We start from the raw sequence: 20,093 nt of genomic DNA on the forward strand, positions 1-20,093 counted from the left end.
GCGGATGACCTCCGGAGAATCCAGCGTTCATTCTGAACAGGACACCTTATGGAAGCGCTGCTGGAACACTTCATTACCCAATCCGCCACGTACTCGCTAGTGGCGATTATGCTGGTGGCGTTTTTTGAGTCGCTGGCGTTAGTCGGGTTGATTTTACCCGGCACGGTAATGATGGCGGCGCTCGGCGCGCTGATCGGCAGCGGTGAAGTGAACTTCTGGCATGCGTGGTTGGCGGGGATTGTTGGCTGCCTGCTCGGCGACTGGATCTCCTTCTGGCTGGGCTGGCGTTTTAAAGGCCCGCTGCACCGCTGGTCGTTTATGAAAAAGAACAAAGCGCTGCTGGACAAAACCGAGCACGCGCTGCATCAGCACAGCGTATTTACCATTCTGGTTGGCCGTTTTGTCGGGCCGACACGCCCGCTGATCCCGATGGTCGCCGGTATGCTGGATCTGCCTATCCGCAAGTTTTTGCCGCCGAACATCGTTGGCTGCCTGCTATGGCCGCCGTTTTACTTCCTGCCGGGTATCCTGGCCGGTGCGGCAATTGACATCCCCGCCGATATGCAAAGCGGCAACTTCAAATGGCTGTTGTTGCTGACCGCGCTGCTGCTGTGGCTGGCCTGCTGGTTGTGCTGGCGGTTGTGGCGTGCGGGAAAAGCTGGCGTCGATCGTTTGACAAACTACCTGCCACGTCGCCGCTTGTTATGGCTGGCACCGGGCACGCTGGTCATCGCCGTCGCTGCGGCGGTTGCGCTGGCGCAGCACCCGTTGATGCCAATTTATCTCAACATCTTAGGCAACGTTGTTCGCGGTCACTGACCATGAATTCCCAGCAAGCCAGATGCGGACGATTTGCCGCTGAGCAGTGCATCCGTGTTGCCATCCCATGCGATGCGCCCGTCGGCAATCACCAGCGAACGTGCGGCAATCCGCGCTGCATCCTCCACGCTGTGCGACACCATCAAAAGCGTTAACTGCTGGCGGCGGCACACTGCCTGCACCAGCGCGAGCATTTCCTGGCGCAGCGCCGGGTCGAGTGCGGAAAACGGTTCATCAAGCAATAACACTGGCTGTTCACGCACCAGGCAACGCGCCAGCGCCACACGTTGACGCTGACCGCCGGAAAGCTGCTCCGGCAGGCGCGCCAGCAGTGACTCCAGCCCCATCGTTTCGGCGATCTGCTCAAGTTTATGCTGCTGGTCACTATTCAGCTTCAGGCCCGGATTTAACCCCAGCCCGATGTTTTGCCGCACGGTGAGATGGGTAAAGAGGTTATTTTCCTGAAACAGCATCGATACCGGGCGCTGCGAGGGCGTGGTATGCGTGTGATTTTTGCCGTCGATTGTTATCGTGCCGCTGGCGGGGGTGAGAAACCCGGCAATCAGGTTTAGCAGCGTGCTTTTTCCCGCGCCGCTTGGGCCGAGAACGGCAATCTGCTCGCCCTGGGTAACAGAGAGGGAAAAGCGCATTGGCAGATGGTGATAAAGCCAGGTGACATCAGTCAGTGTTAGCATGGCGGCCCGGAAGTTTTTCAATCACGGTGAATAAGAAAAAGCACAGCAGCAGCAGAATGAGCGCGGTAACCGCACCGTCCTGGCTGCGGTATGAACCAATTTGCTGATAGAGATAAAACGGCAGCGTGCGAAAGTCGTCATTACCAAATAACGCGACCACGCCAAAATCGCCAATCGACAGCACACAGGCAAACGCCAGCGCCTGTGCCAGCGGGCGTTTTAGCGCGCGTAATTCGACGACGCGCAGGCGCTGAAAACCCTGCATTCCCAGCGACTGGCACAGCATGCTGTAGCGGGAAGTGAGGTCACGCATCGGGTTTTCCAGCACTTTCAGCGCATAAGGAATGGCCATCAGCGCGTTAGTGAAAATCACGATACCATCGGCGGAAGCGGGCAGGCCAATGCTGTTATTGAGTAGCAGAAAGAAGCCAGTCGCCAGCACGATCCCCGGCATCGCGAGGATCAACATACCGCTGATTTCCAACGCTTGCCCGGCCATGGTTTGCTGACGAGCGCGTAATTCCCGGCTGCTCCACAACAACATCATGGTCAGTACGACACACAAAACCCCCGCGCCCAATGCGATGCGCAGTGACGTCCACACCGCTTGCCACAACACTGGCTCTGCCAGCACTTTCACCAGGCTCAGATTAAGGCCATCAATAATCACCGCCAGCAGCGGCGGCAGCAGTAATAACAAGGCCAGCACAATCAGCGTGATATCCGCCACCCGGCTCCATCGCCGATCTTCCGGGTTACGCCAGCCTGTAATGTGATGGCTGCCCACGGCGATCGCTTTGCTCATGCGCTGGCTCAGCAGCACCAGACCGAGACAGCAGATCATCTGCATCAGCGCCAGCATTGCCGCGCGGGCGGGATCAAAATCGAAGCTGAGCGCCTGGTAGATAGCCAGTTCAATGGTGGTGGCCTGCGGCCCGCCGCCCAGCGACAGCACGGTGGCGAAACTGGCGAAGCAGAGCATAAAAATCAGCGCGGCAACTGGTGGGATCTGGCGGCGTAACCACGGCCATTCGACAAAGCGGAAAAACGCCCAGCTGCGCATACCGAGTTGCGCGGCCAGTTGCCGTTGCTCGCCGGGGATCTGCTCCAGCGTTTGCAACAGCAGGCGCGAGGCCATCGGCAAATTAAAAAAGACATGCGCCAGCAGAATACCCTGCAAACCATACGGCGAGAACGTCCACTCCAGACCCAGCGCGTGCCAGAGCGTTGCCAGCCAGCCCTGGCGGCCATACACGCTGAGAATGCCGAACACGGCGACCAACACCGGCAGGATCAAGGTCATGGCGCACAGGCGCAGTAATGCGAGACGGCCTGGGAAACGCCGCCGATAAAGCGCGCGGGCAAGAAAAATCGCCGGTACGACCGAGAGCAGTGCCGAAAGAAACGCCTGCCAGAAGGAGAAACGCACCACATGCCACAGGTAGCGGTCTTGTAAAAAATCAGCCAGCCCGCTAACGGGGGCGTTTTGCCACAGCGCAAGAAACGCTGCCAGCGCCACCGCCACCATCAGTGTGGCGGCGGTGAGGCCGGGCAGCAGCCAGCCAGCAATCAATGGCTGACGGCGCGTTGCCATGCATTGATCCATGTTGCGCGCTGGTTCGCGACTTCCTGCGAAGAGTATTCCAGCGAGGGTTGCGGTTTCACCAGTTGGTCAAAGCCCGCGGGCAGCGTCACATTGGTGACCGGATACATCCAGTTACCGCTCGGGATGGTGTTCTGGAAAGCGGGCGACACCATAAATTTCAGGAATTTTTCCGCCAGTTCCGGCTGTTTGCTGGCTGCGGTACGGGCGGCAACTTCGACCTGCAAATAGTGACCTTCGCTGAAATTCGCTGCCGCGTAGTTATCTTTTTTCTCTTCAATGAGGTGATAAGCCGGAGACGTGGTGTAGCTCAGCACCAGGTCGCTTTCGCCTTTCAGGAACAGGCCATATGCTTCGCTCCAGCCTTTAGTGACGGTGACCGTTTTAGCTGCCAGCTTCTGCCAGGCTTGTGGCGCGTTGTCGCCATAGACTTTCTGCATCCACAGCAGCAGGCCGAGGCCCGGTGTGCTGGTGCGCGGATCTTCGTAGATAACGCGCCATTTCTGATCGCTTTCCACCAGTTCCTTCAGGCTTTTCGGCGGGTTTTTCAGCTTGTTTTTATCATAGACAAACGCGAACCAGCCGTAATCGAAAGGCACAAAGGTGTCGTTCTTCCAGCCCCCAGGTACGTTAACCGCGTCGGTAGCAACGCCGCTTTTGGCGAACAGTTTGGTTTGTGTCGCAGCTTCCAGCAGGTTGTTATCCAGCCCCAGCACCACGTCGGCTTTGCTGTTTTTCCCTTCCATACGCAGGCGGTTAAGCAGCGAAACGCCATCTTCCAGCGCCACGAATTTCAGCTCGCAGTTGCAGTCGCGTTCAAAGGCTTTTTTTACCGCAGGCCCAGGCCCCCAGTCGGCAGAAAAAGAGTCGTAGGTGTAAACGGTCAGTACGGGTTTTGCAAAAACAGGCGCTGCGATCAGCAGCAGGAACGGCAGTGATTTTTTTAACACTTTGCACCTCAAAATGGGTGGCAAAGGATTTTGAGAGGTAGCCTCAAATCCCTTCGCCGGCGTTATCCGGATCAGGTTCGACGGGTATTTTCTCAGCACACGCGCATGGCGCAGCACCCCGTTGAGAACGCCGCTATTGTAATGATTTGGTAAAAAATGCGAAAGCCTTATGGATCCGGTGGCGCAAACCAGGCGGATTTAAAGTCGAACCAGCCCAGCGTGTTCATACGCAGTCCACGCATGGTGCGCTGTCCCTGAATCCTCAGCCAGTGGTGGATCAGCGGTACGATGGCTTTGCTGGCGAGCAATTGTTGCGACCAGACGGCAAGATTCATCTCCCCGTTGCGCCATTTTGCTGCATCCGCCTGCCAGTCAATCGGAATGCAGTGCTGTAGCAGCGGTACTTCGTAGAGGTTCGCGAACACCGAGAAATCCAGCGGTAGTGTGAAATTAGCGCTGTTGAGCCAGATATCGCTTTCGGCGTCGCCCCGGTGCCATTCGTCGTAATCCACTTCCTGCACGATGAGCTTCACGCCGTGTTCAGCGAGCAGCGTGCTCATGGTGCGTGAAAGCGCCTCGTGTTCATTGTGTTCGCGATAGAACGTAATTGTCAGCGTTTCCAGACCCGCCGGTTTTTCGCCTCCTCCGGGGCGCGCGTGGTGCCAGCGCGGCAGCAGACCATAAGCCGGGAACCAGTAGCGCTGATACTGCTCATTGGCGTGCCACAACAAATTGGTAGGGGAGAGCACATGGCTGACCCACTCTCTGACCGCCGGGTTCGCGCCACGGCTGGATCGTGCATCAAACAGCAGGTAATAACAGCCTTCTTCAAGGCGGCTTTCCACCGCTTTTTCGCCGTCGGTTGGCCCTTCAAGCGTCAGGCCATTGGTCGGCTCGTCGTTGAGATCGGGCAGCACCCAAACGTTAACTTCATCGATTAAGGCGCGAAACCCGAAGTAGTCATCAAAGGCGTGGATTTTCAACTGGTTGCTCGTATTGCGTGTTACGGCATAAGGGCCGGTGCCAATCGGCTGGCTGGCAAAGTTGCTCATCGAGTTCCACTCGCGCGGCAAAATCATGGAGGGAACATGACCCATTAACCACGGTAACCAGTTATCCGGCTGGCTGAGGTGAATATCCAGCGTCCACGGCGTTGGCGAAAGCACTTCGCGGATATGCGAGTAGAGCGGCAAGGCGTTCGCGCGCTCGAGGGAGGCAATCACATCGCTCATTTCCAGCTCGCGGCCGTGATGAAAGTGGATGCCGGGGCGCAAATAAAAACGCCAGTGCAAAGGGGAAATGAGCTTCCAGTGGTGAGCGATATCCGCTTCCAGTTCCCCGTTTTCCTCATTTATGCGCGTCAGCGCACTGAAGATTTGCCGCGCCATATGGGTTTCGGAACGGCGCAATGCGCTACCTGGTAGCAGGTTGCGCAGCGGACGGTAGTAAAGCACTCGCAGGATATGCCGCCCCTGGCGAAAGCTCCGGCCGAGATGCGAAACCAGCATCTGGCGCACGGCTGTTTTATCCCCGACCAGTTGCACCAGTTGATCAATGCGATCTTGTTCTAGCAGGTCTTCGGCGCGCTGTTGCTGGAGTGCCAGGCCGGTATAAAGGAAGGTGAGGCGTGAACGTTTGCCGCGGCCCGCTTCCGCATCCCACGTCAGCCAGCCACGCTGCTGCATGGTGTTAAGCAAGGTGCGCATATGGCGGCGCGAACAGCTAAGCAGCTCCGCCAGCTCGTTGAGCGTGGTTTCTTGTGACTTCCCATCGCAGCATTGCCACAGACGGATGAACTGTTGTTGCAGGCGGCCAGATGACATAAAAGAGGAACTCCTGACAAAAACTCAGCAATTTATTTATCCCTATATTAAGCCAATACTTCTCTGCGATGAAAGCGAGGAGGTCATATGCAGAGATCATCCATACGACGGTTTTATCTGGACTATTTTCGCGCCACGCAGGATGCGTGCTGGCTCGCCCGCCTGAGCGTACGGCAGCGCCTGAAAATGCTGGAAGAACTGATGCAGTGGGAAGTGACAACGCCGGTCTCGAAAGACTGAATCGCTGAAATCATGTGTGACTGAGTGTTAAGTGCGAATGCACCCGCCAGCAAAACGTTTTTTGCTGGCTTTTTTCGTTTATGCTGGCAGCCGCATTTTTCGCTTTCACTTTTTCCCGCTTTAACAAGGAAATGCTCATGCTCGGATTAATGACGATGGGACGCCGGCTTAATGGTGTTTACATCGCTTTTATGATCGTCGCCTTTATGATGGGAGTGGCCGGAGCGCTACAGGCGCCGACGCTCAGCCTTTTTCTGAGCCGGGAAGTGGGCGCCGAGCCGTTCTGGGTTGGGCTGTTTTATACCGTCAACGCGATTGCCGGGATCGTTGTCAGCCTTGGGCTGGCAAAGCGATCCGACAGCCAGGGCGACAGGCGCAAGTTGATCCTCTTTTGTTGTCTGATGGCAGTGGGCAATGCGCTGTTATTCGCCTTTAACCGCCACTACCTGACGCTTATCACCTGCGGTGTGCTGCTGGCGTCGCTGGCGAATACCGCCATGCCGCAGCTTTTTGCGCTGGCGCGCGAGTATGCGGACAGTTCCGCACGCGAAGTGGTGATGTTCAGTTCTATCATGCGTGCGCAGCTCTCACTGGCGTGGGTGATTGGTCCACCATTGGCCTTTATGCTGGCGCTTAATTACGGCTTTACGGCAATGTTTTCCATAGCTGCCGGGATTTTCGTTATCAGCCTGGCGCTGGTGGCGTTCTGGTTACCTTCGGTGGCGCGCGTTGAGCAACCCGCCGATGTTGTGGTGACGCAGGTGAGCGGCTGGAGCAATAAAAATGTGCGCATGCTGTTTATTGCCTCTACGCTGATGTGGACCTGCAACACCATGTACATCATTGATATGCCTTTGTGGATTAGCCTTGAACTGGGACTGCCGGACAAACTGGCCGGGATTTTAATGGGCACGGCGGCGGGGCTGGAGATCCCGGCGATGATCCTGGCCGGGTATTTTGTCAAACGCATTGGCAAACGGCGCATGATGGTCACCGCTGTCGCAGCGGGCGTGCTGTTCTACCTTGGCCTGAACTTTTTCCATAGCCAGGTGGCGTTACTGTTCCTGCAACTGTTTAATGCGGTGTTTATCGGCATTATTGCCGGGATTGGCATGCTGTGGTTTCAGGATTTAATGCCGGGGCGGGCAGGTTCGGCGACAACGCTGTTTACTAACAGTATTTCGACTGGCGTGATCCTGGCTGGGGTGATTCAGGGGGCGCTGGCGCAAAGCTATGGCCACAGCTCGGTTTATATCGGCATTGCGATGATTTCTGTGGTGACGCTGTGGCTGACCAGCCGCGTCAAAGACGTTTAAGCGTAAAATGCAACCTGCACAGCAAGCGGGGTTGATTTCGCCCTAAGGCATGCTGAAAAGCTTAAAAGAAGACCTCCAGAGACAGTCAGTCCCCGCCCAAATCCGCTAATAATGCTATCTACAGAATTAGTGATGAGTGAGCAATAAAAAGGCCCGGAAACCGGGCCTTGAGTGTGTTAGTTCATAAAGGCGGGCTGTTTGTTTTCGTAAGCGGCGATGGCATCGTCGTGCTGTAACGTCAGTCCGATGCTGTCCAGACCGTTCAGCATGCAGTGGCGGCGGAAAGCGTCAATCGAGAAGCGGTAAGACTTGCCGCCCGCTTTCACCTCTTGTGCTTCCAGATCCACCTCAAAGGTAATGCCCGGATTGCTCTGCACCAGCGCAAAGAGTTCATCCACCTCTTTATCGCTCAACGTTACCGGCAGCAGCTGGTTGTTAAAGCTGTTGCCGTAGAAGATGTCGGCGAAACTTGGTGCAATCACCACTTTGAAACCGTAATCGGTCAGCGCCCACGGCGCGTGTTCACGCGAAGAACCGCAGCCAAAGTTTTCCCGCGCCAGTAAAATCGACGCGCCTTTGTATTGCGGGAAGTTCAGTACGAACTCCGGGTTCGGCTGCTGGCCCTGGTCATCCAGAAAACGCCAGTCGTTAAACAGGTGCGCACCAAAACCGGTGCGCGTAACCTTCTGCAAAAACTGCTTCGGGATAATGGCGTCGGTATCAACGTTTGCAGCATCCAGCGGAACGACCAGGCCGGTATGTTGGGTAAATTTCTCTGCCATGGTGTTCTCCTTACAAGCTGCGAATATCAGTGAAATGACCGGTTACGGCAGCAGCAGCAGCCATCGCCGGGCTGACCAGATGCGTGCGTCCACCGCGACCCTGGCGGCCTTCAAAGTTACGGTTACTGGTCGATGCGCAGCGTTCGCCCGGATTCAGGCGATCGTTATTCATGGCCAGGCACATGGAGCAACCCGGCAAGCGCCATTCAAAACCGGCTTCAATAAAGATCTTGTCCAGACCTTCGGCTTCGGCCTGTGCTTTCACGGGGCCGGAACCAGGCACTACCAGCGCCTGCACACCCGGTGCGACTTTGCGCCCTTTGGCGATTTCCGCCGCTGCGCGCAAATCTTCGATGCGCGAGTTAGTGCAGGAGCCGATAAAGACTTTATCAATAGCCACTTCAGTCAGCGGCACACCGGCTTTCAGCCCCATATAGGCCAGCGCTTTTTCCGCAGAGGCCCGCTCAACCGGATCGGCGAACGAGGCTGGATCGGGAATAATGTCGGTCACTGAAATGACCTGGCCTGGGTTGGTGCCCCAGGTCACCTGCGGGGCGATCTCTTCTGCCTGCAGGGTTACGACGGTGTCGAAAACCGCGCCTTCATCAGTGTGCAGGGTTTTCCACCAGGCGACCGCATCATCAAAGTCTTTGCCCTTCGGCGCGTGCAAACGGCCCTGCACATAGTTAAACGTGGTTTCATCCGGGGCCACCAGACCGGCTTTTGCGCCCATCTCAATCGCCATATTGCACAGCGTCATCCGGCCTTCCATGCTCAGCGCACGAATGGCGTCACCGCAAAACTCAACGACGTGCCCGGTTCCGCCAGCGCTGCCGGTTTTACCAATGATCGCCAGCACGATATCTTTTGCGGTGATCCCAGGTGCTGCCGTGCCTTTGACTTCAATCTTCATGGTTTTGGCGCGACCCTGTTTCAGGGTTTGCGTCGCCAGAACGTGTTCCACTTCCGATGTCCCGATACCGAAAGCCAGCGCGCCAAATGCGCCGTGAGTTGCGGTGTGGGAATCGCCACAAACGATGGTCATGCCCGGCAGGGTGATGCCCTGTTCTGGCCCCATCACGTGGACGATGCCCTGATACGGGTGGTTCAGGTCATACAGTTCAACGCCGAATTCGTTGCAGTTTTTGATCAACTCCTGCATCTGAATACGCGCCATCTCGCCGGAAGCATTGATATCTTTGGTTTGCGTCGAGACGTTGTGATCCATTGTTGCGAACGTTTTACCCGGCTGGCGCACCGGGCGATGGTGCGCGCGCAACCCGTCGAACGCCTGCGGTGATGTCACTTCGTGCACCAGGTGGCGGTCGATATACAACAGCGGGGTTTCGTTCGGCGCTTCATAGACCACATGGGCGTCAAACAACTTTTCGTACAAGCTCTTAGCCATGATTACACCCCTTCGGCGACATAACGAGCGATGATGTCGCCCATCTCATCGGTACTGACAGCGGCTGCGCCACGGGACAAGTCGCCGGTGCGCACGCCTTCTTCTAATGCACGATTGATAGCGCCTTCGATGGCGTCAGCCGCGTCGCCTGCATTCAGGCTGTAGCGCAGCAACAGCGCCAGTGACAGGATCTGCGCAATCGGGTTGGCAATATTTTTCCCGGCGATATCCGGCGCGGAGCCGCCTGCCGGTTCATACAGACCAAAACCTTGTTCGTTCAGGCTGGCAGAAGGCAACATGCCCATCGAACCGGTGATCATGGCGCACTCATCGGAAAGAATGTCGCCGAACAGGTTGGAGCACAGCAGCACGTCAAACTGGGATGGATCTTTAATCAGCTGCATGGTGGCGTTGTCGATATACATGTGCGTCAGCTCAACGTCCGGGTATTCCCCGGCGATTTCGTTGACGATCTCGCGCCACAACAGCGAGGTTTGCAGCACGTTGGCTTTATCAATCGAGTGCACTTTTTTGCGGCGTTTACGCGCTGATTCAAACGCGATACGTGCAATACGCTCGATTTCAAAACGGTGATAGATTTCGGTATCAAATGCCTTTTCATGCTGGCCGCTGCCTTCGCGGCCTTTTGGTTGACCGAAGTAGATGCCGCCGGTCAGTTCACGCACGCACAGAATGTCGAAGCCGTTGGCGGCGATGTCTTCGCGCAGCGGACAGAATGCTTCCAGCCCCTGATACAGTTTTGCCGGGCGCAAATTGCTGAACAGTTTGAAGTGTTTACGCAGCGGCAGCAGTGCGCCGCGCTCCGGCTGTTGCGCCGGGGGCAGATTTTCCCATTTCGGGCCGCCGACGGAGCCGAACAGAATTGCGTCGGCTTGTTCGCAGCCTTCAACCGTGGCCTGCGGCAGTGGGTTGCCGTGACGATCGATGGCGATGCCGCCAACATCATAATGGCTGGTGGAAATACGCATACCAAAACGGTTACGCACGGCTTCCAGGACTTTCAGGGCTTGTGCCATCACTTCCGGGCCAATACCGTCACCCGGCAGCACAGCAATATGGTAATTCTTCGACATCACACGGTTTCCTTGTTGTTCTCTTTGTTCTGAGCCTGGCGTTGCAACTCTTTTTCAACTTCGGCGGCGCGCCAGATGTTGTTCAGCACATGCACCATGGCTTTGGCGGAGGATTCCACAATATCGGTCGCCAGACCGACGCCGTGGAAGCGGCGACCGTTGTAGTTCGCGACGATATCAACCTGACCCAGAGCATCTTTGCCCTGGCCTTTGGCGCTCAAATCATATTTCACCAGTTCGATGTCATAGGCCGTCACGCGGTTAATGGCCTGGTAGACCGCATCGATCGGGCCGTTGCCGTTGGCGGCTTCGGCTTTGATCTCGTCGCCACACGCCAGCTTCACGGACGCGGTGGCGATATCGTTGGAACCGGACTGCACGCTGAAGTAATCCAGGCGGAAATGTTCTGGCTCTTCCTGCTGTTTATTGATGAATGCCAGCGCTTCCAAATCGTAATCAAAGACCTGGCCTTTTTTATCCGCCAGCTTCAGGAATGCGTCATACAGGTTATCCAGGTTGTAGTCGGCTTCTTGGTAGCCCATCTCTTCCATGCGGTGTTTCACTGCCGCGCGGCCGGAACGGGATGTCAGGTTCAACTGAACCTGGTTCAGACCGATGGATTCCGGGGTCATGATTTCGTAGTTTTCGCGGTTTTTCAGCACGCCATCCTGGTGAATACCAGACGAGTGGGCGAATGCGCCGGTGCCAACAATCGCTTTGTTCGCCGGAATCGGCATATTGCAAATCTGACTGACGGTCTGGCTGGTGCGCCAGATTTCATGGTGATTGATTTGGGTGTGCACGTTCATGATGTCTTTGCGCACTTTAATTGCCATGATCACCTCTTCCAGCGAGCAGTTACCGGCGCGTTCGCCGATACCGTTCATTGCGCCTTCTACCTGGCGCGCGCCGGCATGCACTGCGGCGATGGCGTTGCCCACGGCTAAGCCTAAGTCGTCATGGGTGTGAACAGAGATAATGGCTTTATCGATATTCGGTACGCGTTCGTACAGCCCGGAGATGATATTGGCGAACTCGAACGGCATGGTGTAGCCGACGGTGTCCGGGATATTGATGGTTTTCGCACCGGCGTTGATGGCGGCTTCAACGACGCGCGCCAGATCGTCAATCGGGGTGCGGCCTGCATCCTCACACGAAAATTCTACGTCGTCGGTATAGTTGCGAGCGCGCTTAACCATGTAAATGGCACGTTCAATCACTTCATCCAGCGTGCTGCGCAGCTTAGTGGCGATATGCATTGGCGAAGTGGCGATGAACGTGTGGATACGGAACGCTTCGGCAACTTTTAACGACTCTGCTGCAACATCAATATCTTTTTCGACGCAGCGGGCGAGGGCGCAAACGCGGCTGTTCTTCACCTGGCGCGCAATGGTTTGTACGGATTCAAAATCGCCCGGGGACGAGACCGGAAAACCCACTTCCATCACATCGACGCCCATACGCTCCAGCGCGAGGGCGATTTGCAGCTTCTCTTTCACGCTCAGGCTCGCCTGTAACGCCTGTTCACCATCACGTAATGTGGTATCGAAAATAACGACTTGCTGGCTCATGGTTTAGGTCCTTTTTCTCTTAGGTCGCCTCGCTACGAGCATAAAAAAACCCGCGCCAAGGCGCGGGTTCTTAGTCTTAACTGGAAGGACGATTCAACTCAGAATGTCGCCCACCGGTCTACCGCGCACGAGAGATGCGTTTAGTAGTAGTAGACCAGCGAAACCGACGTTGCGAATCATGAATCATGCTCCAGGTGAATGCGATATGCTTTTAGTGGTACTGGATACGTCAGTTAATGTCAACCCCTCGTCTGAAAAGCGTGGCTGGAGAGCGCCGATTATTTTGTTGCGCTTTAGTTAATAATTCTGTCTGCGTGACGGAAATGCGTTTTTCATGCTTACAAGTGGCCGTTTGTATCGGGCGCAATGCATTATTTAAAGTCTTCCACAAACGCGAAGCGAATTCTCGATTGATATGTTCAGAAAAAAAGAGGTAGAGATATATTTTTATTGAGATTACAGAATGTTTGCCAACGTAAAAATATATGAAGAGAACCACTCATTTAAGGTGAAATATAAAATTTTCATTCGCCACGAAAATAAAACAGGAGCTTTATATATTCCTAATTTGTCACACCACACTTCTAATAATGCTATATGCGTGATAAATCATCTTCCTGAATATTATTATTACGCAGGTCGAGGGAGCTCATGATGACGACGGATTGCAAAATGCCTGGGGAAGACGTTTATAATCAGCACGTTAATGAAGAGGGGAAACCGCAGTTACGTTCTGTCGATCTCAATTTACTGACTGTTTTTGATGCAGTTATGCAGGAGCAAAATATCACCCGCGCGGCACATGCTCTGGGAATGTCGCAACCCGCAGTAAGTAATGCTGTGGCGCGGCTTAAGGTCATGTTTAATGACGAACTTTTTGTTCGCTATGGTCGTGGAATCCAACCAACTGCACGTTCGTATCAACTCTTTGGCTCTATCCGCCAGGCGCTGCAACTGGTGCAAAATGAACTGCCCGGTTCCGGGTTCGATCCGCTGAGTAGTGAACGCATATTTAATCTTTGTGTTTGTAGCCCACTGGATAATCTTTTAACGTCAGCGATTTACAACAGCGTGGAGAAAATCGCCCCCGGTATTAATTTGGTGTTTAAATCCGATCTTAATCACAGTACCGAGCATCAGCTGCGTTATCAGGAAATTGAGTTTGTGATTGGCTACGAAGAGTTTCGCCGACCGGAATTTTCGTGTATCTCGCTATTTAATGATGAAATGGTGTTGGTCGCCAGCCACCGGCACCCCCGCCTCAATACGCTTACCACAGAAAACGCCGTCTTCAGAGAACAGCATGCGGTGGTTTCGCTGGACAGGTATGCCTCATTTAGCCAGCCATGGTATGACAGCGTAGATAAACGCAGTTGCATTGCTTACCAGGGGATGGCGCTAACCAGCGTATTAAGCGTGGTTTCACAAACACATCTGGTGGCGATTGCTCCGCGCTGGTTAGTGAAGACATTTGCTGAAGGGCTGGATTTAGAGATGCTGCCGCTACCGTTAGATCTCAAGAACCGCACATGTTATCTCTCTTGGCACGAAGCCGCGGGCAGAGATAAGGGCCATCAATGGATGGAAGAACTTCTGGTGTCGGTGTGTAGCCATTAACCATTGAGCAGAATCATCCAGCGGTAAAAATGCTTGGTTATTCTGCTCTGTTTTTTTCTGGCAGTATTTTGTCCTGATTTAAGTCTGTCGCAATGACAGACGATGTTGCAAAAATGGATCAATTACTGGACAACTTCGTATTCGGATGATGAATGGTCATCGTCTTTGCTTATCACAGATGTTTCCACCAATTCTGAGTTTTTGACCTCGTTTTTTCACTTTTGCACAGGGTTCGCCGCAAGAGCTTGCTAATTGCCTGCCAGATTTTGAGCGGTTATGGTAACTGCCATTCATAATCAGAGTGCAGGGATTTCCTGTTCTGAACAGAGAGCGACCGCGCGGAAATGATTTTCGCCGTCAGTCGACAAACGTAAGCCTGGAGGCAAAGCATGGAGATGTTGTCTGGAGCCGAGATGGTCGTCCGATCGCTTATCGATCAAGGCGTAAAGAAAGTATTCGGCTATCCCGGAGGCGCGGTTCTTGATATCTACGATGCCCTGCATACGGTCGGCGGTATTGAACACGTGCTGGTTCGCCATGAGCAGGCGGCAGTACATATGGCCGATGGGCTGGCACGTGCGACGGGCGAAGTGGGCGTAGTGCTGGTCACTTCCGGCCCCGGTGCGACCAACGCCATCACCGGCATCGCCACGGCCTATATGGATTCTATTCCGCTGGTGGTGCTCTCCGGTCAGGTTGCAACGTCGCTGATTGGTTATGATGCCTTCCAGGAGTGCGACATGGTGGGCATCTCCCGCCCGGTGGTTAAGCACAGTTTTTTAGTCAAGCAAACGGAAGATATCCCCGGTGTATTAAAGAAAGCTTTCTGGCTTGCCGCCAGCGGTCGTCCTGGACCGGTAGTGGTCGATTTGCCGAAAGACCTTATGAACCCGGCCAATAAGCTGCCTTACGTCTGGCCGGAATCTGTCAGTATGCGTTCCTATAACCCGACAACTCAGGGACATAAAGGGCAGATTAAGCGCGCATTACAAACGCTGGCGGCGGCGAAAAAGCCAGTGGTCTATGTTGGTGGTGGCGCAATCAACTCAGCCAGTGAAGCGCCATTACGACAGCTTGCTGAAAAATTGAATTTGCCGGTGGTTTCTTCATTAATGGGGCTGGGAGCATTTCCTGCTTCCCACCGCCAGGCGCTCGGCATGCTGGGTATGCACGGTACTTACGAAGCCAATATGACGATGCACCATTCGGACGTAATCTTTGCCGTTGGCGTGCGTTTTGACGATCGCACCACCAACAATCTGGCGAAGTATTGCCCGGATGCGACGGTGCTGCATATCGATATCGATCCCACATCCATTTCCAAAACCGTGCAGGCAGATATCCCGATTGTTGGCGATGCGCGACTGGTGCTGGAACAGATGCTGGATTTGCTGGAGCAAGAAGAGTATCCGCAGCCGTTAGATGAGATTCGCGACTGGTGGCTGCGCATCGATCAATGGCGCGCCCGCCAGTGTCTGAAATACGATACGCAAAGTGAGAGCATTAAACCGCAGGCGGTGATTGAAGCGGCCTGGCGTCTGACAAAGGGCGAGGCTTACGTGACATCGGATGTTGGTCAGCATCAAATGTTCGCCGCGCTTTATTACCGCTTTGATAAGCCGCGTCGCTGGATTAACTCCGGCGGGTTGGGCACGATGGGGTTTGGCCTACCTGCGGCGCTCGGTGTGAAGATGGCGTTGCCGGATGAGACGGTAATTTGCGTAACCGGCGACGGCAGTATTCAGATGAACATTCAGGAGCTTTCTACTGCATTACAGTATGAATTGCCGGTGCTGGTGCTCAATCTGAACAACCGTTACCTGGGCATGGTGAAGCAGTGGCAGGACATGATTTACTCTGGTCGCCATTCGCAGTCGTATATGGAATCGCTGCCTGATTTCGCCCGTCTTGCGGAAGCTTATGGTCACGTTGGGATCCGCATTACGCGCCCGGATGAGCTGGAAGCGAAGCTGGCTGAAGCACTGGAGCAGGTGAAAAACAATCGGCTGGTGTTTGTTGACGTTACCGTTGACGGTAGTGAACACGTTTATCCGATGCAGATCCGCGGTGGCGGTATGGATGAGATGTGGTTAAGCAAAACGGAGAGAACCTGATTATGCGCCGGATATTGTCTGTGTTACTGGAAAATGAATCAGGCGCGTTATCGCGCGTGATTGGTCTGTTCTCTCAGCGTGGTTACAATATTGAAAGCCTGACGGTTGCGCCAACCGATGATCCTACATTATCAAGGATGACTATCCAGACCGTTGGCGATCAGAAAGTGCTTGAGCAGATCGAAAAGCAACTGCACAAACTGGTTGATGTGTTGCGCGTCAATGAATTGGGGCAAGGCGCGTATGTTGAACGCGAGATCATGCTGGTGAAGATCCAGGCCAGCGGCTACGGGCGTGAAGAGGTGAAACGCAACGCGGAAATTTTCCGTGGACAAATCATCGATGTCACCCCGTCTATTTATACGGTTCAGCTTGCCGGAACCAGCGACAAACTGGATGCGTTTCTGGCGACGATCCGCGATGTCGCGAAAATCGTCGAAGTCGCGCGGTCTGGCGTGGTGGGTTTGTCGCGCGGTGACAAAATCATGCGCTGATCGTGATCGTTCTCTCCATTTATCAGCCCGGCCTCTTACGCCGGGCTTTTTTTTGCGAAATCATACGGAGCCCGATACAAAAGCGGTTGCCGCAGTGAGTATTCTGCGCTTAGATGTTATGGAAATTAACCTATATCCCTAAAAAGGTTATGGAGTGCATTATTTTAAGGGGCAATTGTGAAACTGGATGAAATCGCCCGGCTAGCCGGCGTCTCACGAACCACGGCCAGCTACGTCATTAATGGTAAGGCGAAGCAGTATCGTGTCAGCGACAAAACCGTCGAGAAAGTCATGGCGGTTGTTCGTGAGCATAACTACCACCCGAACGCGGTGGCGGCTGGGCTGCGAGCAGGACGAACTCGCTCGATTGGGTTGGTTATCCCCGATCTTGAAAACACGAGCTACACGCGCATTGCCAACTATCTGGAGCGCCAGGCGCGTCAGCGCGGCTATCAGCTTCTGATTGCCTGCTCTGAAGATCAGCCTGACAACGAAATGCGTTGTATTGAACATTTACTTCAACGGCAGGTGGACGCGATTATCGTGTCCACTTCGCTTCCGCCGGAGCACCCGTTCTATCAGCGTTGGGCTAATGACTCATTTCCGATTGTCGCACTGGATCGCGCACTGGATCGCGAACACTTCACCAGTGTTGTCGGTGCCGATCAGGACGACTCGGAAATGTTGGCGGAGGAGTTGCGTAAATTCCCGGCGGATCGCGTGCTTTATCTTGGCGCTTTACCCGAACTGTCGGTGAGTTTTTTGCGTGAGCAGGGCTTTCGTACTGCGTGGAAAGACGATCCGCGCGAGGTTCAGTATCTCTACGCCAACAGTTATGAGCGGGAAGCTGCTGCACAGCTGTTTGAAAAATGGCTGGAAACCAATCCGATGCCGCAAGCGATGTTTATCACCTCGTTTGCCTTATTGCAGGGTGTCCTGGATGTGACGCTGCGTCGCGACGGCAAGCTGCCTTCTGATTTGGCAATTGCCACGTTCGGCGATCATGAATTGCTGGATTTCTTGCAATGCCCGGTGCTCGCAGTGGCGCAGCGCCATCGCGATGTGGCCGAACGTGTGTTGGAAATCGTGCTGGCAAGCCTTGATGAGCCACGTAAACCGAAAGCCGGGCTTAGCCGTATCCGCCGTAATCTCTACCGTCGCGGCATTCTTAGTCGAGTATAGTTTCGGATGAAAGGCAGCGAGAGCTGCCTTTTAAGTATTTACACTTTACCTTTAATCAAATTATTGTTGAGACTCTCCTAAGATAAATCCTTAATTTCCCAATGGCTGCTGTTAATTTATTTTGCCCATTCTTAAAAAACATTTTTAAAGGGTTATTGAGAAGTAACTTATCCCGATTTTTGTATTGAATTGTTACATCTAAAAAATGCCACGTGCATTGAATTAACGTTCATTTATCGCGTAGGGATTTTATCCCTGCTGAAATGCCGCCGAGCTATGGGCACGTTGATGTAACTGGTGCTGTTAACTCTCTTCAATATGTCTTAAAATGCCGCCCGCGTCGCAAACTGACACTTTATATTTCGCGCGCAGAAATTGAATGGTTTTAAACGCGCGTGCGCATATTCTGTTTTTTTTCTTGCAAATATTCATGACGTTAATTTGCCTCGTAAGCTGAGCACTATTTCACCGACGCAGATATTCACTGCAAATAAGGGATCTTTTGTTCTGGTTAGCCATTGCGCTAGCTTGACAAGCTTTTCCTCCGCTCCGTAAACTCCCTCAGTGGGGATTTGTGGGATAAAGTGGTGTAAAAGGGTCACTGGGGGTGAATCGGATATGTTCCGTGGCGCGACGTTAGTCAATCTCGACAGCAAAGGGCGGTTATCCGTTCCCACCCGATATCGGGATTTGCTGCAGGAGAATGCCTCCGGTCAAATGGTTTGTACCATTGACATCCGTCACTCATGCCTGCTGCTTTACCCTTTGCCCGAATGGGAAATTATCGAGCAAAAACTGTCGCGTCTGTCGAGCATGAATCCGCTCGAACGGCGCGTGCAACGTTTATTGCTGGGGCATGCCAGCGAGTGCCAGATGGATAGCGCCGGGCGTATTTTGATTGCGCCTGTTTTACGGCAACACGCCGGGTTAACGAAAGAAGTGATGCTGGTCGGGCAGTTCAATAAATTTGAGCTGTGGGATGAAACGACCTGGTATCAACAGGTCAAGGAAGATATCGACGCTGAGCAATCAGGTTCCGAAGCGCTTTCGGACCGGTTGCAGGATTTGTCTCTGTAATGATGATGGAAAATTTTAAACACACGACGGTGCTGCTGGATGAGGCCGTTAACGGCCTGAACATTCGTCCGGATGGCATTTACATCGATGGCACTTTCGGTCGCGGTGGCCACTCGCGCTTGATCCTCTCCCAATTGGGAGCGGAAGGGCGTTTGCTGGCGATCGATCGCGATCCGCAGGCGATTGCTGTTGCACAAACCATTGATGATCCCCGCTTCTCCATCATTCATGGTCCCTTTTCCGCGCTTGCTGATTACGTCAGCGAGCGTGACCTTGTTGGCAAGATCGACGGCATTCTCCTCGATCTTGGCGTCTCTTCACCACAGCTTGACGATGCGGAACGCGGCTTCTCCTTTATGCGCGATGGTCCGTTAGATATGCGTATGGATCCCACTCGCGGTCAGTCTGCCGCTGAATGGTTGCAAACCGCTGAGGAAGCCGATATCGCCTGGGTTTTGAAAACCTTTGGCGAGGAGCGCTTTGCCAAACGTATTGCCCGCGCCATTGTTGAGCGTAACCGCCTCGATCCCATCACCCGCACCAAAGAATTGGCGGAAGTTGTGGCGGCGGCGACACCGGTGAAGGACAAATTCAAACATCCCGCGACCCGTACCTTCCAGGCGGTGCGCATTTGGGTAAACAGTGAACTGGAGGAGATAGAGCTGGCGCTAAAAAACTCGCTAGGCGTACTTGCCCCGGGAGGGCGGCTTTCGATTATCAGCTTCCATTCACTGGAAGACCGCATTGTTAAACGCTTTATGCGTGAGCAAAGCCGTGGCCCGCAGGTTCCTGCTGGGCTGCCGATGACCGAAGAGCAACTCAGGAAACTGGGTGGTCGTCATCTGCGAGCCTTAGGAAAGTTGATGCCGGGTGAAGAAGAAGTGGCTGAAAACCCACGTGCCCGTAGTTCAGTTCTGCGCATTGCAGAGAGGACGAACGCATGATCGGCAGAGTGACAGAGACCCTGAGCAAAGTGAAGGGATCGTTAGGAAGCAACGAGCGCCATGCTTTGCCTGGCGTGATCGGCGACGATCTTTTGCGATTTGGGAAACTGCCACTCTGCTTGTTCATTTGCATCATCATGACGGCAGTGACGGTGGTCACTACCTCACATCACACGCGTTTATTAACCGCACAGCGTGAACAACTGGTTATTGAGCGCGACGCGCTGGATATCGAATGGCGCAACCTGATCCTTGAAGAGAACGCGCTCGGCGACCATAGCCGGGTTGAACGGATCGCCACAGAAAAGCTGCAAATGCAGCATGTCGATCCCTCACAGGAAAATATTGTGGTGCAGAAATAGAG

19 protein-coding genes and 1 riboswitch are annotated in these 20,093 nt (G+C 54.1%); of the genes, 10 read left to right on the forward strand and 9 right to left on the reverse strand.

The window, feature by feature from the left end:
- The first annotated feature begins 48 nt into the window (after positions 1-48).
- Complete coding sequence (locus ACFX4O_RS14800; protein ID WP_380209093.1) at positions 49-819, forward strand: DedA family protein; 771 nt, start codon at positions 49-51, stop codon at positions 817-819.
- On the opposite strand, the gene thiQ is transcribed toward ACFX4O_RS14800, so the two are convergent.
- From thiQ to sgrR, 4 genes are all read right to left on the reverse strand, one after another.
- Positions 813-1,514 carry a thiamine ABC transporter ATP-binding protein ThiQ gene (gene thiQ, locus ACFX4O_RS14805; RefSeq protein WP_131408113.1) on the reverse strand — a complete coding sequence of 234 codons (702 nt, stop codon included), beginning with the start codon at positions 1,512-1,514 and terminating at the stop codon, positions 813-815. The genes ACFX4O_RS14800 and thiQ overlap by 7 nt on opposite strands.
- Positions 1,498-3,108, reverse strand: coding sequence for a thiamine/thiamine pyrophosphate ABC transporter permease ThiP (gene thiP, locus ACFX4O_RS14810; protein ID WP_380209095.1), 1,611 nt, complete (start codon positions 3,106-3,108; stop codon positions 1,498-1,500). The genes thiQ and thiP overlap by 17 nt, the downstream gene beginning before the upstream one ends.
- On the reverse strand, positions 3,084-4,067 hold the full coding sequence (gene thiB, locus ACFX4O_RS14815) for a thiamine ABC transporter substrate binding subunit (RefSeq protein ID WP_380209097.1): 984 nt from the start codon (positions 4,065-4,067) through the stop codon (positions 3,084-3,086). The genes thiP and thiB overlap by 25 nt, the downstream gene beginning before the upstream one ends.
- 30 nt (positions 4,068-4,097) lie before the next feature.
- Positions 4,098-4,198, reverse strand: a riboswitch (TPP riboswitch).
- A 36-nt stretch (positions 4,199-4,234) separates the two neighbouring features.
- Positions 4,235-5,890: an HTH-type transcriptional regulator SgrR gene (gene sgrR, locus ACFX4O_RS14820; RefSeq protein ID WP_131408106.1), complete on the reverse strand. Its 1,656-nt coding sequence runs from the start codon at positions 5,888-5,890 to the stop codon at positions 4,235-4,237.
- Between the two features lie 87 nt (positions 5,891-5,977).
- On the opposite strand from sgrR, the gene sgrT reads away from it, so the two are divergent.
- Positions 5,978-6,130, forward strand: a complete 153-nt coding sequence (gene sgrT / locus ACFX4O_RS14825; protein WP_131408104.1) for a glucose uptake inhibitor SgrT — start codon at positions 5,978-5,980, stop codon at positions 6,128-6,130.
- A gap of 137 nt (positions 6,131-6,267) precedes the next feature.
- Entirely contained in the window at positions 6,268-7,446 is a 1,179-nt protein-coding gene (locus ACFX4O_RS14830; RefSeq protein ID WP_131408102.1) for a sugar efflux transporter, read from the forward strand.
- Positions 7,447-7,622: 176 nt separating this feature from the next.
- Here ACFX4O_RS14830 and leuD read toward each other — a convergent pair whose 3' ends face one another.
- From leuD to leuL, 5 genes are all read right to left on the reverse strand, one after another.
- The gene (gene leuD, locus ACFX4O_RS14835) at positions 7,623-8,228 is read right to left on the reverse strand and encodes a 3-isopropylmalate dehydratase small subunit (protein WP_131408100.1); all 606 of its coding nucleotides are present in this window, start codon (positions 8,226-8,228) and stop codon (positions 7,623-7,625) included.
- Positions 8,229-8,238: 10 nt separating this feature from the next.
- Positions 8,239-9,636 carry a 3-isopropylmalate dehydratase large subunit gene (gene leuC / locus ACFX4O_RS14840; protein WP_131408098.1) on the reverse strand — a complete coding sequence of 466 codons (1,398 nt, stop codon included), beginning with the start codon at positions 9,634-9,636 and terminating at the stop codon, positions 8,239-8,241.
- Between the two features lie 2 nt (positions 9,637-9,638).
- Positions 9,639-10,730 (reverse strand): 3-isopropylmalate dehydrogenase, encoded by a 1,092-nt coding sequence (leuB, locus tag ACFX4O_RS14845; protein ID WP_131408095.1) that lies wholly within the window; start codon positions 10,728-10,730, stop codon positions 9,639-9,641.
- Positions 10,730-12,301, reverse strand: coding sequence for a 2-isopropylmalate synthase (leuA, locus tag ACFX4O_RS14850; RefSeq protein WP_131408093.1), 1,572 nt, complete (start codon positions 12,299-12,301; stop codon positions 10,730-10,732). The genes leuB and leuA overlap by 1 nt, the downstream gene beginning before the upstream one ends.
- 93 nt (positions 12,302-12,394) lie before the next feature.
- On the reverse strand, positions 12,395-12,481 hold the full coding sequence (gene leuL / locus ACFX4O_RS14855) for a leu operon leader peptide (protein ID WP_110093646.1): 87 nt from the start codon (positions 12,479-12,481) through the stop codon (positions 12,395-12,397).
- 492 nt (positions 12,482-12,973) lie between these two features.
- Between leuL and leuO the strand changes: the two genes are divergently transcribed.
- The 7 genes from leuO (at position 12,974) to ftsL (ending at position 20,091) form a co-directional block, all read left to right on the forward strand.
- The gene (gene leuO / locus ACFX4O_RS14860; RefSeq protein ID WP_380209230.1) at positions 12,974-13,918 is read left to right on the forward strand and encodes a transcriptional regulator LeuO; all 945 of its coding nucleotides are present in this window, start codon (positions 12,974-12,976) and stop codon (positions 13,916-13,918) included.
- 389 nt (positions 13,919-14,307) lie between these two features.
- Entirely contained in the window at positions 14,308-16,032 is a 1,725-nt protein-coding gene (gene ilvI / locus ACFX4O_RS14865) for an acetolactate synthase 3 large subunit (RefSeq protein WP_380209101.1), read from the forward strand.
- Between the two features lie 2 nt (positions 16,033-16,034).
- Positions 16,035-16,526, forward strand: a complete 492-nt coding sequence (ilvN, locus tag ACFX4O_RS14870; protein WP_007373137.1) for an acetolactate synthase small subunit — start codon at positions 16,035-16,037, stop codon at positions 16,524-16,526.
- A gap of 177 nt (positions 16,527-16,703) precedes the next feature.
- The gene (cra, locus tag ACFX4O_RS14875; protein ID WP_380209103.1) at positions 16,704-17,708 is read left to right on the forward strand and encodes a catabolite repressor/activator; all 1,005 of its coding nucleotides are present in this window, start codon (positions 16,704-16,706) and stop codon (positions 17,706-17,708) included.
- Positions 17,709-18,326: 618 nt separating this feature from the next.
- Positions 18,327-18,785, forward strand: a complete 459-nt coding sequence (mraZ, locus tag ACFX4O_RS14880) for a division/cell wall cluster transcriptional repressor MraZ (RefSeq protein WP_017457919.1) — start codon at positions 18,327-18,329, stop codon at positions 18,783-18,785.
- A gap of 2 nt (positions 18,786-18,787) precedes the next feature.
- Positions 18,788-19,729 (forward strand): 16S rRNA (cytosine(1402)-N(4))-methyltransferase RsmH, encoded by a 942-nt coding sequence (gene rsmH, locus ACFX4O_RS14885; protein ID WP_380209233.1) that lies wholly within the window; start codon positions 18,788-18,790, stop codon positions 19,727-19,729.
- Entirely contained in the window at positions 19,726-20,091 is a 366-nt protein-coding gene (gene ftsL, locus ACFX4O_RS14890; protein WP_131408089.1) for a cell division protein FtsL, read from the forward strand. Before rsmH ends, ftsL begins: the two co-directional genes overlap by 4 nt.
- Positions 20,092-20,093: the final 2 nt, after the last annotated feature.

Origin of the sequence: Kosakonia sp. YIM B13571 (genome assembly GCF_042788095.1) — a bacterium.
Lineage (GTDB): Bacteria > Pseudomonadota > Gammaproteobacteria > Enterobacterales > Enterobacteriaceae > Kosakonia > Kosakonia quasisacchari.